The sequence below is a fragment of the Imbroritus primus genome, assembly GCF_964332355.1.
Classification (GTDB): Bacteria; Pseudomonadota; Gammaproteobacteria; order Burkholderiales; family Burkholderiaceae; genus Imbroritus; species Imbroritus primus.
The window spans coordinates 844,492-858,988 of sequence record NZ_OZ201293.1 but is presented as its reverse complement, the minus strand read 5'-3'; the positions used below and the strand labels follow the sequence as shown (position 1 = coordinate 858,988).

The 14,497-nt window shown below is 62.0% G+C and carries 13 protein-coding genes; all 13 read right to left on the bottom strand.

The window, feature by feature from the left end:
- Window positions 1–373: 373 nt before the first annotated feature.
- The 13 genes from ACQ3C8_RS03895 to ACQ3C8_RS03835 all read right to left on the bottom strand — a co-directional run bounded on the left by ACQ3C8_RS03895 (window position 374) and on the right by ACQ3C8_RS03835 (window position 14,493).
- Window positions 374–952 (bottom strand): NUDIX domain-containing protein, encoded by a 579-nt coding sequence (locus ACQ3C8_RS03895; protein ID WP_428852527.1) that lies wholly within the window; start codon window positions 950–952, stop codon window positions 374–376.
- Between the two features lie 24 nt (window positions 953–976).
- Window positions 977–1,279: a DUF2818 family protein gene (locus ACQ3C8_RS03890; protein ID WP_428852526.1), complete on the bottom strand. Its 303-nt coding sequence runs from the start codon at window positions 1,277–1,279 to the stop codon at window positions 977–979.
- A 14-nt stretch (window positions 1,280–1,293) separates the two neighbouring features.
- Window positions 1,294–2,781, bottom strand: a complete 1,488-nt coding sequence (nuoN, locus tag ACQ3C8_RS03885; protein WP_428852525.1) for an NADH-quinone oxidoreductase subunit NuoN — start codon at window positions 2,779–2,781, stop codon at window positions 1,294–1,296.
- Window positions 2,782–2,800: 19 nt separating this feature from the next.
- Window positions 2,801–4,267: an NADH-quinone oxidoreductase subunit M gene (locus ACQ3C8_RS03880; protein ID WP_428852524.1), complete on the bottom strand. Its 1,467-nt coding sequence runs from the start codon at window positions 4,265–4,267 to the stop codon at window positions 2,801–2,803.
- Window positions 4,268–4,280: 13 nt separating this feature from the next.
- Complete coding sequence (gene nuoL / locus ACQ3C8_RS03875) at window positions 4,281–6,359, bottom strand: NADH-quinone oxidoreductase subunit L (RefSeq protein ID WP_428852523.1); 2,079 nt, start codon at window positions 6,357–6,359, stop codon at window positions 4,281–4,283.
- A 56-nt stretch (window positions 6,360–6,415) separates the two neighbouring features.
- Window positions 6,416–6,721, bottom strand: coding sequence for an NADH-quinone oxidoreductase subunit NuoK (gene nuoK, locus ACQ3C8_RS03870; protein WP_009521988.1), 306 nt, complete (start codon window positions 6,719–6,721; stop codon window positions 6,416–6,418).
- 8 nt (window positions 6,722–6,729) lie between these two features.
- The gene (locus tag ACQ3C8_RS03865; protein ID WP_009521987.1) at window positions 6,730–7,365 is read right to left on the bottom strand and encodes an NADH-quinone oxidoreductase subunit J; all 636 of its coding nucleotides are present in this window, start codon (window positions 7,363–7,365) and stop codon (window positions 6,730–6,732) included.
- 108 nt (window positions 7,366–7,473) lie between these two features.
- Window positions 7,474–7,965 (bottom strand): NADH-quinone oxidoreductase subunit NuoI, encoded by a 492-nt coding sequence (gene nuoI, locus ACQ3C8_RS03860; protein WP_009521986.1) that lies wholly within the window; start codon window positions 7,963–7,965, stop codon window positions 7,474–7,476.
- 4 nt (window positions 7,966–7,969) lie between these two features.
- Window positions 7,970–9,034, bottom strand: coding sequence for an NADH-quinone oxidoreductase subunit NuoH (gene nuoH / locus ACQ3C8_RS03855; protein WP_009521985.1), 1,065 nt, complete (start codon window positions 9,032–9,034; stop codon window positions 7,970–7,972).
- Window positions 9,035–9,043: 9 nt separating this feature from the next.
- Window positions 9,044–11,416: an NADH-quinone oxidoreductase subunit NuoG gene (gene nuoG / locus ACQ3C8_RS03850; RefSeq protein WP_428852522.1), complete on the bottom strand. Its 2,373-nt coding sequence runs from the start codon at window positions 11,414–11,416 to the stop codon at window positions 9,044–9,046.
- A gap of 9 nt (window positions 11,417–11,425) precedes the next feature.
- The gene (gene nuoF / locus ACQ3C8_RS03845) at window positions 11,426–12,721 is read right to left on the bottom strand and encodes an NADH-quinone oxidoreductase subunit NuoF (RefSeq protein ID WP_009521983.1); all 1,296 of its coding nucleotides are present in this window, start codon (window positions 12,719–12,721) and stop codon (window positions 11,426–11,428) included.
- Window positions 12,722–13,225 (bottom strand): NADH-quinone oxidoreductase subunit NuoE, encoded by a 504-nt coding sequence (nuoE, locus tag ACQ3C8_RS03840; RefSeq protein WP_009521982.1) that lies wholly within the window; start codon window positions 13,223–13,225, stop codon window positions 12,722–12,724.
- 14 nt (window positions 13,226–13,239) lie between these two features.
- Window positions 13,240–14,493: an NADH-quinone oxidoreductase subunit D gene (locus ACQ3C8_RS03835; protein ID WP_009521981.1), complete on the bottom strand. Its 1,254-nt coding sequence runs from the start codon at window positions 14,491–14,493 to the stop codon at window positions 13,240–13,242.
- Window positions 14,494–14,497 lie beyond the last annotated feature (4 nt).

The window sequence follows — 14,497 nt, the reverse complement described above, 5'->3', positions numbered from 1 at the left end:
ATATTGGTATCGGCCGGCTTTTCCGGCCCTGCTTGTGGCGTGGCGCCGGCGGGCACCGCTCCGCCGCCCCGCTGTTGTGTCGCGGCCGCATGGACGCTGCATCGCAGACCATCCCGTCATGCCTGTGCGGCGCCATGACGCCCGGACACAATAGTAGCGTTGATCAGCCGTTTTGTGAACGATCGTTCGAATTTATGACAGATAGCGGAATCAACGAGGCCCTGCGACACGTCAGGCGAGGACCGGCGCCAGCCGGCAACTATCATGGGGACCCAGGAGAAGCCACGCAGGCCCGCGGAACATACGGTCTTGCGGGCTACTCAACAGCCACGCTGGCATGCACCCCGTATCGGGAGCCAGGGAATGAGACGCCTCAGGCGGGCACAGGCTGCTCGCCCGGCTGCCACGTGCCGGACAGGATCTTTTCCAGCCAGAACGTGCCGATCATGGTCTTGACGTCCGTGACACGGCCCTGCCGCACCCAGTCGATCAACTGGCCTGCGGGCAGCATGAATAGTTCGATGAATTCACCGTCATCGAGATCCTGTTCACCCGGCGTGAGCGAGCGCGCCAGGAACAGGTCGATGAATTCGGTGGAATACGAAATGACGGGGTGGATGCGCGTCAGGTAGTCCCATTGCGCAGCCTGATAGCCTGTTTCCTCAATCAGCTCGCGCTTGCCGCATGCCAGCGCACCCTCTTCGGGATCCAGCTTGCCGGCGGGAAACTCGACCATCACCTGCTCGACCGGATAGCGGTATTGCCGCTCCAGCAAGACGGTGCCGTCATCGAACAGTGGAATCATCATGACCGCGCCAGGATGCTCCACGAATTCGCGGCCGGCTTGCCGGCCGTTCGGAAGCTGCACGATATCCTGCTTGAGGGTCAGGAAGTTGCCGCGATGCAAGGTGGCCGAGGCCAGGCGGGATTCCTTCAGATGCTCGTCAGACATCGCGCCCTCCACAGCACGAGACCCTCAGCGGTGCTTGACCAGATACCGCCAGGTAAAACCGGGAAATGCGAACACCAGCATCATGCTCGCGGTAATCGCGTAGAACTGCCAGCCTTGCGGAAACGCACCGCCAATGCTCGACTCGACCGCAAAACCGACGAGGCCGGCCACGACGTAGTACACGCACAGCTCGAGCAATCGCAGCCACAGCGACTTGCGGCCCGAACGCAGGGGAATCAGCAGGAACAGGCGCTGGTTGATGAACGGCAGATTCGCCAGCACCAGCGCCAGCAGGATTACAAACCAGCCACCTGCAGCGGTCGACATCGTACGCGTTCCCTTTACGCTGCCAGCGAGGCACGGATCGCCTCGTAGCACAGGCGCATCAAGTCGGCCGGGAAGATGCCCAAGAGCAGCACCAGCAGGCCATTGACGCTCATCAGCGAACGGAAGCCAAACGTGGCCTGTACGGGCTGCGTATCAGCCGGCTCGTCGAAGTACATCAGCTTGATCACGCGCAGGTAATAGAACGCACCAATCAGTGAGAACAGCACAGCCACCACGGCCAGCCAGGTCATGCCGGCATTGACCACGGCACTCAGCACCGCGAGCTTGGCATAGAACCCCACCGTCGGCGGCAGGCCGGCCAGCGAGAACATCATGATCAGCATAAGAAACGCAAACCACGGGCTCTTCTTGGACAGGCCACGCATGTCGGCCAGTTCTTCCGCCTCGAAACCCTTGCGCGCGAACAGCATGACCATGCCGAAGGTGCCGAGCGTCGTCAGCACATAGGTCAGCGCATAGAACATCGCCGAGCTGTAGGCGGCCGGCGCACCCTCGGCACTGCCACCCACCACGCCGGACAGGAAGCCCAGCAGCATGAAGCCCATGTGCGAGATGGTCGAGTACGCCAGCATGCGCTTCAGGTTGGTCTGCGCGATGGCGGTCAGGTTACCCACGGCCAGCGACAGCACCGCGAGGATGACCAGCATATTCTGCCAGTCGAACGCCAGCGGCAGCAGGCCTTCGACGAGCAGGCGCAGCACGAGGGCGAAGGCCGCCAGCTTCGGCGCACCGGCGATCAGCAGCGTCACCGCGGTGGGCGAGCCCTGGTAGATATCGGGAATCCACATGTGGAACGGTGCCGCGCCCAGCTTGAAGGCCAGTCCGGCCACCACGAATACCACGCCGAACACCAGGATCATGGTGTTGATGCGGCCGGTGGCGATGGCGGCAAACACCTCGCGCAGCTCGAGCGAGCCGGTCGCGCCATAGAGCATCGAGATGCCATACAGCAGGAAACCGGAGGCCAGCGCACCCAGCACAAAGTACTTCATGGCCGATTCCGACGATTGGCCGGACAGGCGGCGCAGCGCCACCAGCGCGTACGACGACAGCGCCAGCAGCTCCAGACCGAGGTACAGCGTCAGGAAATTGTTGCCGCTGATCATCACAAACTGGCCCAGCAGCGTGAACAGGGCCAGCATGTAGAACTCGCCGGTATCCAGTTCGCGGTCGCGCACGTACTGGCGCGAGTACACCAGCGTTGCGAACAGCGCGATGGCACAGCCAGACATCAGAATGTAAGCCATCGGGTCGAGGACGACCAGGTTGCTGAACAGGTAATGGGTTGCGTCACTGGCGCCGGCGAGCACCGCACACCACGCGGCCAGTACCAGCGTGGTCAGCAGCGACATCGGATAGGCGGCGCTCGTGCTGCCTTTCTTGCGCAGGATATCGATCCAGTTCGTGACGGCGATCATCACCGCCAGGAAAATGACCGGCAGGACGGGGGTCAATGCGGGCGCGATTTTCATCGTAGACATGATGGGTCCTGTCTCCTCGTTACAGCTTCGACTGCGCCACGTGGGTGAGGAGATTCACCACAGAAGCATGCATCACGTCGGTAAAGGGCTTGGGATACACGCCCATGAAGATGGTCAGCGCGGCCAGCAGAACCAGGATGGCGAACTCGCGGCGGTTGATGTCGAGCAGCTCGGCGACGTGCTTGTGCACCACCGGGCCGAACACCACGCGCTTGACCAGCCACAGCGAGTAGGCGGCACCCAGGATCAGCGCGGTGGCGGCCAACAGACCGATCCAGAAATTGAACTTGACGGCGCCGAGAATCACCATGAACTCGCCGACGAAACCGGAGGTAGCGGGCAGGCCACAGTTGGCCATGGCGAACAGCACCGAGAACGCCGCGAACTTCGGCATGGTGTTGACCACGCCACCGTAGTCGGCAATCCGCCGCGAATGCACGCGGTCGTACAGCACGCCGATCGAAAAGAACATCGCGCCGGAGATAAAGCCGTGCGAGATCATCTGCACGATCGCGCCTTCCACGCCGATGTCATTGAAGATGAAGAAACCGAGCGTGACGAAACCCATGTGGGCAATCGACGAGTACGCCACCAGCTTCTTCATGTCCGCCTGCACCAGCGCGACCAGGCCGATGTAGATCACGGCGATCAGCGACAGAGCGATGACGACGCCCGACAGCAGGTGGCTCGCATCCGGCGCGATCGGCAGCGAGAATCGCAGGAAACCGTAGGCACCGAGCTTCAGCATGATGGCCGCCAGCACGATCGAACCACCAGTCGGCGCTTCCACGTGGGCATCGGGCAGCCAGGTGTGCACCGGCCACATCGGTACCTTCACGGCAAAGGCCATGAAGAAGGCGATGAACAGCAATACCTGCGCCTCCATGCCGATCTTGGCCTGGTGCCATTGCGGAATCTCGAACGAGCCGGTCAGGTTGTACAGGTATAGCAACGCCACCAGCATCAGCAGCGAGCCGAGCAGCGTGTAGAGGAAGAACTTGAACGCGGCATAGACGCGGTTCGCTCCGCCCCACACGCCGATGATGATGTACATCGGAATCAGCGTGGCTTCGAAGAATACGTAGAACAGCAGGCCGTCGAGCGCACTGAACACGCCGACCATCAGGCCGGAGAGGATCAGGAACGCGGCCATGTACTGCGCCACGCGGTCGGTGATGACCTCCCAGCCAGCCAGCACGACGATGATGGTGATGAAGGCAGTCAGTGGAATGAACCACATCGATAGCCCGTCTACGCCCAGGAAGTACTGGATGTTGAAGCGGTCGATCCACAGGACCTTCTCGACGAACTGCAGGCCGGCCGACGACGTATCGAAGCCGGAGATCAGTGGCAGCGTCACCAGGAAGCTGACCACCGCACCAAACAGCGACATCCAGCGGACGAAGCCGGGACTGCGGTCAGACCCGAATGCCAGGACCACCAGGCCAAAGAAGATAGGCAGCCAGATAGCGAACGACAGAACCATTTTTCCTATTCCCTTATTTGCTACCCAGCGTGACAAAGATCGTCATCAAGGCCACCACGCCCAGAATCATCGCAAAGGCATAGTGGTAGATGTAGCCGGACTGCAGCAGACGGGTCACGTTGGCGATCCAGCCCACGACGCGTGCGCTGCCGTTCACCAGGCCATCGATGCCGCGCTGGTCGCCGCCCTTCCACAAGCCGGTACCGAGCGCACGTGCGCCGCCGCCGAACACCACTTCGTTGAAGCGATCCATGTAGTACTTGTTGTCGAGCAGTGTGTAGATACCATGGAACTTCTTCTGGATAGCCGCCGGAATGTCCGGACGCTTCATGTAGAAGAACCAGGCCAGCACCACGCCCGCCAGCGCCAGGGCGAACACCGGGGTCATGAAGCCGTGCAGGCCCAGGGCCAGCCAGCCATGGAAATGTTCCTTGAGGGTCGCCATCGCACCATGGCTGTCGGCCACGAAGATGACATCCTTGAAGGCCACGCCGTTCTTGAAGAACTCGCCGAAGAGCATCGGCTCGATGGCCCAGGCGCCAATGAAGATCGACGGAATCGCCAGCAGCACCAGCGGCAGCGTCACGACCCATGGCGACTCGTGCGGCTTCTCGCCCGGTGCCAGGCCATGGTGGTGATCGTCGCCTGCGTCTTCCTCAGTCTCGTGATGCGTGTCTTCCGGATGCGCATGCGGCTTGCCGAAACGCTCTTCGCCGTGGAATACGAGGAAATACAGGCGGAACGAGTAGAAGGCCGTGACGAACACGCCAGCCATCACCGCGAAGTACGCAAAGCCCGAGCCAGGAATGGTCGAGTGCTTGACGGCCTCGATGATCAGATCCTTCGAATAGAAGCCCGCGAAGAACGGCGTGCCGATCAGTGCCAGCGAACCGATCAGCGAGGTGATCCAGGTAATCGGCATGTACTTGCGCAGGCCGCCCATATTGCGCATGTCCTGGTCATGGTGCATGCCGATGATCACGGAACCTGCGGCGAGGAACAGCAGCGCCTTGAAGAAGGCGTGCGTCATCAGGTGGAACACGCCGATCTGGTAGGCCGAAGCGCCAAGTGCCACCGTCATGTAGCCGAGCTGGGACAGCGTCGAGTACGCGACCACGCGTTTGATGTCGTTCTGCACGATGCCCAGGAAGCCCATGAACAGCGCGGTGATCGAACCGATGACGATGATGAACGACAGTGCCATGTCCGACAGTTCGAACAGCGGCGACATGCGGCCAACCATGAAGATACCGGCGGTCACCATGGTGGCAGCGTGGATCAGTGCGGAAATCGGCGTCGGGCCTTCCATCGAATCCGGCAGCCAGACATGCAGCGGGAACTGTGCGGACTTGCCCATCGCGCCGATGAACAGGCAGATGCACGCCACCGTCAGCATCATCCAGTCAGTGCCCGGGAAGATCACGGTCGCCAGCTGTTCGCGTGCGGCGAACACGTCGGTGTAGTTCAGGCTGCCGCTGTAGGCCAGCAGCAGGCCGATACCGAGAATGAAGCCGAAGTCGCCGACACGGTTGACGAGGAACGCCTTCATGTTGGCGAAGATGGCGGTCGGGCGGGTGTACCAGAAACCGATCAGCAGGTACGACACCAGGCCCACGGCTTCCCAGCCGAAGAACAGTTGCAGGAAGTTGTTGCTCATGACCAGCATGAGCATCGAGAAGGTGAACAGCGAGATGTACGAGAAGAAGCGGTTGTAGCCCGGATCGTCCTGCATGTAGCCGATGGTGTAGATATGCACCATCAGCGAGACAAAGGTCACCACGCACATCATCATGGCCGTGAGCGAGTCGACCAGGAAACCGATCTCCATCTTCAGCGAACCGACCGTCATCCATTCGTAGATGGTGGCATTGAAGCTGGCGCCGTTGAGCACGTCGAGCAGCGTCATGACCGACAGCACGAACGAGATCGCCACGCCGAGAATGGTGGCGCTGTGCGAGATGGTGCGTCCGGCACGACCTTCGCTCAGCGACAGGCTGAGGAACTTGGTGCAGAACAGGCCCGCGATGATCGCGCCGACGAGCGGCGCCAGCGGGATCGCCAGCAACAGGGTGGGGTTGAGCGTGTTGGACATAGGACGCTTATTGACTCACGGTTGGCGCGGATTGCGATGTTCGGAACATGACCCGGTCAGCCCTTCAGACTGTCGAGATCGTCAACGTTGATGGTGTCCAGGTTACGGAACAGCACCACCAGAATCGCCAGACCGATCGCGGATTCGGCCGCGGCCACGGTCAGGATGAAGAAGACGAAGATCTGTCCGGCCAGATCGCCCAGATAGTGCGAAAAGGCCACGAAGTTCATGTTCACGGCCAGCAGCATCAGTTCGATCGCCATCAGCAGCACGATGACGTTCTTGCGATTCAGGAAGATGCCGACGATGCTGATGGCAAACAGGATCGCGCCGAGAACCAGGAAATGGGCAAGCGACAACATGACGGACCTCAGTTCTTCGAGTCGGCCGCGGCATCGCCGGAACCGGTGGATTCGGACGGCATCGACACGATGCGGATACGGTCCTTGGCCCGCACGCGCAGCTGCTCGGACACGTTCTGGGACTTGGCATCCTTGCGCTTGCGCAGGGTCAGCGCCACGGCGGCGACGATCGCCACCAGCAGGATGATGCCGGCCACTTCAAAGGCATAGATGTAATCGGTGTAGAGCACCTTGCCGAGTTCGGCGGTATTCGAGTAGTTCGCGCCCTTGTCGACAGCATGGACCGGCGAGGTGCGGCCGATGAAGCTGCGCACCAGCACGATGGCCATTTCCAGGATGATGATCGCGCCGACCACCGAAGCCATCGGTACGTACGTCCAGAAATCGCGGCGCAGGTGAGCGATGTCGATGTCGATCATCATCACCACGAACAGGAACAGCACCATCACCGCGCCGACATAGACGAGCACCAGCAGGATGGCCAGGAACTCGGCCTGCAGCAGCATCCAGATGGCAGCGGCTGTGAAGAACGACAGCACCAGGTACAGGGCTGAGTGCACCGGGTTCCGCGCGGTAATGACCTTCAGCGCGGCCAGCACCAGCACCGTCGCAAAGGCATAGAAAATGATTGTGATCGGTTCCATGTTTCTCTTTAGTTCCTACCCGCCCCGCAATTGCGGAGCGTCATGGCTTAAGACGCAGGAGTTCCCCGGTACGCAGCCTGCTACCGAAGCAGCCGGCTGCAGTCGACATCAGCGATACTTGGCATCCGCCGCACGGCGTTCCGCGATTTCCGGTTCGTACCGGTCGCCGACTGCCAGCAGCATGTTCTTGGTGAAGTACAGGTCGCCCCGCTTCTCACCGTGGTATTCCAGAATATGCGTTTCGACGATCGCGTCGACCGGGCACGCTTCCTCGCAGAATCCGCAGAAGATGCACTTGGTCAGGTCGATGTCGTAACGCGTGGTCCGGCGCGTACCGTCGTCGCGCTGGTCCGATTCGATGGTGATGGCCAGCGCCGGGCAGACAGCCTCGCACAGCTTGCAGGCAATGCAGCGCTCCTCGCCGTTCGGATAACGGCGCAGCGCGTGCAGGCCGCGGAAACGCGGCGACTGCGGCGTCTTTTCCTCGGGGAACAGCACTGTCACCTTGCGGGCGAACAGATACCGGCCGGTCAGCGCCATGCCCTTGAAGAGTTCCCTCAGGAGCAGGCTGTTAAAGAATTCCTTGATGGCAAGTAGCATGTCTTTACACCCAGATGTTCCACGGTGACTTGATCCAGATGGCGATGATCACCACCCAGGCCACGGTCAGCGGAATGAAGATCTTCCAGCCCAGGCGCATGATCTGGTCATAGCGGTAGCGCGGGAACGATGCGCGGATCCAGATGAAGACGGACAGCAGGAAGAAGACCTTGATCAGCAGCCAGAAGAATCCCGGAATGGCGTTCGTGACCACGCTGTCGAACGGTGCCGACCAGCCGCCCAGGAAGAAGGTAGCGGTGAGCGTCGAGATCACGATCATGTTGATGTACTCGGCCAGGAAGAACATGGCGAAAGCCATGCCCGAGTACTCGATCATGTGACCGGCCACGATTTCCGATTCGCCTTCCACCACGTCGAACGGATGACGGTTGGTTTCGGCCACGCCGGCGATGAAGTACACACCCAGCATCGGCAGCAGCGGCAGCCAGTTCCACGACAGGAACGTCAGTCCCATGTCGGCAAAGTAGCCGCGCTGCTGGGATTCGACGATGGCGCTCATGTTCAGGCTGCCCGACACCATCAGCACCGTCACCAGTGCAAAGCCCATGGCGATCTCGTACGACACCATCTGTGCCGCAGCGCGCATCGCGCCGAGGAAGGCGTATTTCGAATTGGAGGCCCAGCCAGCCAGGATCACACCGTACACGCCAATCGAACTGATAGCGATGACGTATAGCAGGCCGGCATTCACATCAGCCAGCACGGCCTCTGCCTGAAACGGGATCACCGCCCAGATCGCCAGCGCCGGCATCAGCACCATCAGGGGCGCAACGATGTACATGCCGCGGCTGACCTGGTTCGGGACCATCACTTCCTTGAGCAGCAGCTTCAGCACGTCGGCAATCGGCTGCAGCAGGCCGAACGGGCCGACGCGGTTCGGGCCGAGACGCACGTGCATCCAGCCGATCAGCTTGCGCTCCCAGAGAATCAGGTAGGCCACCGACAGCAGCAGCGGCAACACGATGCAGACGATCTTGACGAGCATCCACAGGTACGGCCACGCCGCGCCGAAGATGCCCTGACCTTGTGTGCTAATCCATTCGAGCATGTCTGTTCCTTACACCGCCTGCGACTGGACTGCGCCAGCGCCTGTAACTTCCACGGCCTGCACTTGGATGGCGCCATGCAGGCTGCCCAGGCGGGCGGCTGCCTCGGTGCCTGCCGGGATTCGCACCACGCCTTCCGGCAGGTTGGCATCGAGCTGGGCCGGCATGGTCACGGCATGCGCGCCCTGCTGGATACGCACGGCGCCGCCCTTGGCCAGGCCCAGCTGAGCAAACAGCCCAGGCGGCAGCGAGGCGAACGCGGCCTGGCGACCCAGCGTCGTCAACTGCAGCGCATCGGCGCGGCGCACCAAGGCATCGGCATGGTAGATGGCCACATCGGAGTAGCGCTCGATCCCGCCTTGTGCAGCGCCGGCCGTGGCACGTGTGCCATCGAGCATCGCGCCATTGTCCAGACGGCTCGCGATCTCGCCACCGAGGATGGCGTCGCGCACCGCTTCCGAGGTGTCGTAATCGAAGCCCGGCAGCTCGAACATATTGCCGAGCACGCGCAGCACCTTCCAGCCCGGACGGCTGTCGCCGAGGGCTCGGACCACGCCGTTGAAACTCTGTGCCGTGCCTTCGCTGTTGACGAAAGTCCCGGAGGTTTCGGTGAACGGGCCGATCGGCAGCATGACGTCGGCATACTGCATGGCAGCTTCCGAGCGGAAGGCCGACATGACCACCACCGTGCTCGCCTGCGACAGCGCGGCGAGCGCGGCCTGCGGGTCGATGCTGTCGAATTCGGGCTCGGTATTCAGCAGCACATAGGCCTTGCGCGGCTGCGCGAACAGCGCGGCTGCCGGCAATCCGGTCGTCTGCGGGAAGGCACGGGCGAGGTAGCCACCGACGGCATTCGCGCCGTCGCCGAACACGCCGAGGCGCGCGCCGGTGGCATCGGCAATCCACTGTGCCTGCGCCAGCAGGGCGCCGAACTGCGGATGCGCGGTCGCGCCATTGCCGAGGAACACGGCCTTGCGTTCGCCCGACAGCAGGCTCTTGGCCACCGCCTTCAGGCTGTCGTTGATGGCGGCCTGTGCGGCAAATGCCGGCACGGCCACGCCCTGCGCTTCGGCAACCGCACGCGCGATGCCGGCCAGTTCCGTCGTCCACGCAGACGGGGCGGCGGTAATGTAGGCAACGTTCGGCATCAGCAGATCGTCGCGCAGCGCGTTCAGCACGGTGATCTGTGCGCCCTTCTTGGCTGCACCGCGCAAACGCGCGGCCAGCAGCGGCTGTTCCTTGCGCAGCAGGCCGCCCACCACCAACACGCGTTGCAGGTCGGAGACTTCTGCGATCTTCATGCCAAGCCACGGGGCACCCTTGAAGACCACCGAGGCATCGCTCTGGCGCAGGCGGAAATCGATGTTGTCGCTGCCGATGCCGCGCACCAGTTCCTGCAACAGGAACAGTTCCTCGAGCGTGCTGTTCGCACCGGCCAGCGCGGCAATCTGCTCCGCACCATGCTCGCGGCGGATCGCGGCGAGGCCGTTGACCACATATTCCAGCGCGGTCTGCCAATCGGTTTCCTGCCATTGTCCGCCCTGCTTGATCATCGGACGGGTCAGGCGATCGTCGCTGTTCAGCGCTTCGTACGAGAAGCGGTCGCGATCGGAGATCCAGCATTCGTTGATAGCTTCGTTTTCGAGCGGCAACACGCGCAGCACACGCTGGTTCTTGCTCTGCACCACGATGTTCGAGCCGAGGCTGTCGTGCGGCGCCACCGAACGGCGGCGCGCCAGTTCCCAGGTGCGCGCGGCGTAGCGGAACGGCTTGCTGGTCAGCGCGCCGACCGGGCACAGGTCGATCATGTTGCCGGACAGTTCGGAGTCGACCGTATTGCCCACGAAGGTGGTGATCTCCGAATGCTCGCCGCGGTTCAGCATGCCGAGCTCCATCACGCCGGCCACTTCCTGGCCGAAGCGGACACAGCGCGTGCAGTGGATGCAGCGGCTCATTTCTTCCATGGAGATCAGCGGGCCGACGTTCTTGTGCAGCACGACGCGCTTCTCTTCCTTGTAGCGCGATTCCGACGCACCGTAACCCACGGCCAGATCCTGCAGCTGGCATTCACCGCCCTGGTCACAGATCGGACAATCCAGCGGGTGGTTGATCAGCAGGAATTCCATGACGGACTTCTGCGCCTTGACCGCCTTCTCGGACTGCGTGAATACCTTCATGCCGGCAGTTACCGGCGTGGCGCAGGCTGGCAGCGGCTTGGGCGCCTTTTCCACCTCGACCAGGCACATGCGGCAGTTGGCCGCGATCGACAATTTCTTGTGATAGCAAAAGTGTGGGATGTAAGTGCCAGTCTGGCGCGCGGCTTCGATTACCGTCGTGCCTTCGGCCACTTCTACCGGCTTGCCATCGATGTGAAGTTCAACCATATTCGCCACTCAGGAGTAGGTAGGCACCATGCACTGCTTGTGCTCGACGTGATACTCGAACTCGTTCCAGTAGTGCTTGAGCATGCCGCGCACCGGCATCGCCGCGGCATCGCCGAGCGCGCAGATGGTGCGACCCATAATGTTTTCGGCCACGTTGTTGAGAAGATCGAGATCTTCCTGGCGGCCCTGTCCGTGTTCGATACGGTCGACCATGCGGTACAGCCAGCCTGTGCCCTCACGGCACGGCGTGCACTGGCCGCACGATTCCTCGAAATAGAAGTACGACAGGCGCAACAGCGATTTCACCATGCAGCGCGTTTCGTCCATGACGATCACCGCGCCGGAGCCCAGCATCGAGCCGGCCTTGGCGATGCCGTCGTAGTCCATGTCGGTCTGCATCATGACGTCGCCAGGCACCACGGGCGCCGACGAGCCACCGGGAATCACGGCCTTGATCTTCTTGCCGCCGCGCATGCCGCCTGCGAGGTCCAGCAGGGCCGCGAACGGCGTGCCAAGCGGAACTTCATAGTTGCCCGGACGCTCGACGTCGCCCGAGATCGAGAAGATCTTGGTGCCGCCGTTGTTGGGCTTGCCCATCTGCAGGTAGTTTTCCGGGCCCACGGCCAAGATGAACGGCACCGCGGCAAAGGTTTCGGTGTTGTTGATGGTGGTCGGCTTGCCATACAGGCCGAAGCTCGCCGGGAACGGCGGCTTGAAGCGTGGCTGGCCTTTCTTGCCTTCGATCGATTCGAGCAGCGCGGTTTCCTCGCCGCAGATGTACGCGCCGAAACCATGGTGCGCATGCAACTGGAAGGAAAAGCCGGAACCGAGGATGTTGTCGCCGAGATAGCCAGCGGCACGTGCCTCTTCCAGCGCGGCTTCGAAGATCTTGTATTCGTTCCAGATCTCGCCGTGGATATAGTTGTAGCCCACGGTGATGCCCATCGCGTAGGCGCCGATGGCCATACCTTCGATCAGCGCGTGCGGGTTGTAGCGCAGGATGTCGCGATCCTTGAAGGTACCCGGCTCGCCTTCGTCCGAGTTACAGACGAGGTATTTCTGCCCCGGGAACTGGCGGGGCATGAAGCTCCATTTGAGGCCGGTCGGGAAGCCCGCACCACCGCGCCCGCGCAAGCCCGAGGTCTTGATGTCGGCGATGACCTGCTCCGGCGTGATCTTCTCTTCGAGGATGCGGCGTAGCTGCGCGTAGCCGCCACGCTTCACGTAGTCTTCCAGATGCCAGTTGTCACCGGTCAGCCCGGCGAGGATCAACGGCTTGATGTGGTTGTTGTGCAGACAGGTCATTTACTTGCCCTCGCCTTGCTGTGCCGCCTTGGCGCGCAGGTCGGCCACGAGCGCGTCGAGCTTGTCGTTGCTCATCCAGCTGCACATGTTGGCGTTATTGACCAGCATGACCGGCGCATCGCCGCAGGCGCCCATGCACTCGCCTTCCTTGAGGGTGAAGGTGCCGCACGGCGTGGTTTCGTTGAAATCGATGCCGAGGGTTTTCTTCAGGTGATCGGCCGCCCGCTCGCCGCCGGACAACGCACACGGCAGGTTGGTGCAGACCGTCAGCTTGAAGCGGCCGACCGGCTTGGTGTCGTACATGTTGTAGAAGGTCGCGACCTCCTGCACCCACACCGGCGGCATGTCGAGGTAGCTGGCGATGAACTGCATCGCTTCCGGCGACACCCAGCCGAGTTCCGCCTGCGCGACCTGCAGTGCCGACATCACGGCGGACTGCTTCTGGTCGGCGGGGTACTTGGCCACCGCGCGGTCGATTTCCTTGAGGGCTTCAGCTGATAGCATGGTCGTTACACTGGTTAGCGATCGATCTCGCCAAAAACGATGTCTTGGGTACCGATGATGGTGACGGCGTCGGCGATCATGTGGCCGCGTGCCATCTCGTCAAGCGCGGCGAGGTGGACAAAGCCGGGAGCACGGATCTTCAGCCGGTACGGCTTGTTGGCGCCATCCGAGATCGCGTAGATGCCGAACTCGCCCTTGGGATGTTCCACCGCTGCATAGGTCTCGCCTTCCGGCACGTGAATACCTTCGGTCGCCAGCTTGAAGTGGTGGATCAGCTCCTCCATGTTGGTCTTCATGTCGACGCGCGATGGCGGCGCAACCTTGTGGTTGTCGCTGATGACCGGGCCCGGATTCTTGCGCAGCCAGTCGATGCACTGGCGGATGATGCGATTGGACTGCCGCATCTCTTCCACGCGCACCAGATAGCGGTCGTAGCAGTCGCCGTTGACACCAACGGGAATGTCGAAATCGAGCTTGTCGTATACCTCGTACGGCTGCTTGCGGCGCAGGTCCCACTCGATGCCGGAACCGCGCAGCATGGCGCCCGTGAACCCCATCTGCAGGGCCCGCTCGGGGCTGACCACGCCGATGCCAACCAGGCGCTGTTTCCAGATCCGGTTGTCGGTCAGCAAGGTCTCGTATTCGTCGACGTACTTCGGGAAACGATCGGTGAACGCCTCGATGAAATCGAGCAGCGAACCCTGGCGCGTCTCGTTCATTTCCTTCATGGCGCGCTCGTTACGCACCTTGGAAGGCTTGAACTGCGGCATCGTATCCGGCAGGTCGCGATAGACACCACCTGGGCGATAGTAGGCCGCGTGCATGCGCGCGCCCGACACCGCTTCGTACATGTCGAACAGGTCCTCGCGCTCGCGGAAGGCGTAGAGGAAGACGGCCATGGCGCCGACGTCGAGACCGTGGCAGCCGATCCACAGCAGGTGGTTCATCAGGCGCGTGATTTCATCGAACATCACACGGATGTACTGGGCGCGGATCGGCACGTCGATGCCGAGCAGCTTCTCGATGGCCATCACGTACGCATGCTCGTTGCACATCATGGACACGTAGTCGAGACGGTCCATGTACGGCACGCTCTGAATCCACGTCTTGTGCTCGGCGAGTTTTTCGGTGGCGCGGTGCAGCAGGCCGATGTGCGGGTCGGCACGCTGGATGACTTCGCCGTCCAGCTCGAGCACGAGGCGCAACACGCCGTGTGCCGCGGGGTGCTGGGGGCCAAAATTAAGCGTGTAATTCTTGATATCTGCCATTGCC

Coding starts and splice junctions, on each gene's coding strand:
- nuoN (WP_428852525.1), bottom strand. CDS start 2,781: ATGTCTACGATGAAAATCGCGCCCGCATTGACCCCCGTCCTGCCGGTC.
- nuoE (WP_009521982.1), bottom strand. CDS start 13,225: ATGCTATCAGCTGAAGCCCTCAAGGAAATCGACCGCGCGGTGGCCAAG.
- nuoL (WP_428852523.1), bottom strand. CDS start 6,359: ATGTCCAACACGCTCAACCCCACCCTGTTGCTGGCGATCCCGCTGGCG.
- ACQ3C8_RS03895 (WP_428852527.1), bottom strand. CDS start 952: ATGTCTGACGAGCATCTGAAGGAATCCCGCCTGGCCTCGGCCACCTTG.
- nuoI (WP_009521986.1), bottom strand. CDS start 7,965: ATGCTACTTGCCATCAAGGAATTCTTTAACAGCCTGCTCCTGAGGGAA.
- nuoK (WP_009521988.1), bottom strand. CDS start 6,721: ATGTTGTCGCTTGCCCATTTCCTGGTTCTCGGCGCGATCCTGTTTGCC.
- ACQ3C8_RS03865 (WP_009521987.1), bottom strand. CDS start 7,365: ATGGAACCGATCACAATCATTTTCTATGCCTTTGCGACGGTGCTGGTG.
- ACQ3C8_RS03835 (WP_009521981.1), bottom strand. CDS start 14,493: ATGGCAGATATCAAGAATTACACGCTTAATTTTGGCCCCCAGCACCCC.
- nuoH (WP_009521985.1), bottom strand. CDS start 9,034: ATGCTCGAATGGATTAGCACACAAGGTCAGGGCATCTTCGGCGCGGCG.
- nuoG (WP_428852522.1), bottom strand. CDS start 11,416: ATGGTTGAACTTCACATCGATGGCAAGCCGGTAGAAGTGGCCGAAGGC.
- ACQ3C8_RS03890 (WP_428852526.1), bottom strand. CDS start 1,279: ATGTCGACCGCTGCAGGTGGCTGGTTTGTAATCCTGCTGGCGCTGGTG.
- nuoF (WP_009521983.1), bottom strand. CDS start 12,721: ATGACCTGTCTGCACAACAACCACATCAAGCCGTTGATCCTCGCCGGG.
- ACQ3C8_RS03880 (WP_428852524.1), bottom strand. CDS start 4,267: ATGGTTCTGTCGTTCGCTATCTGGCTGCCTATCTTCTTTGGCCTGGTG.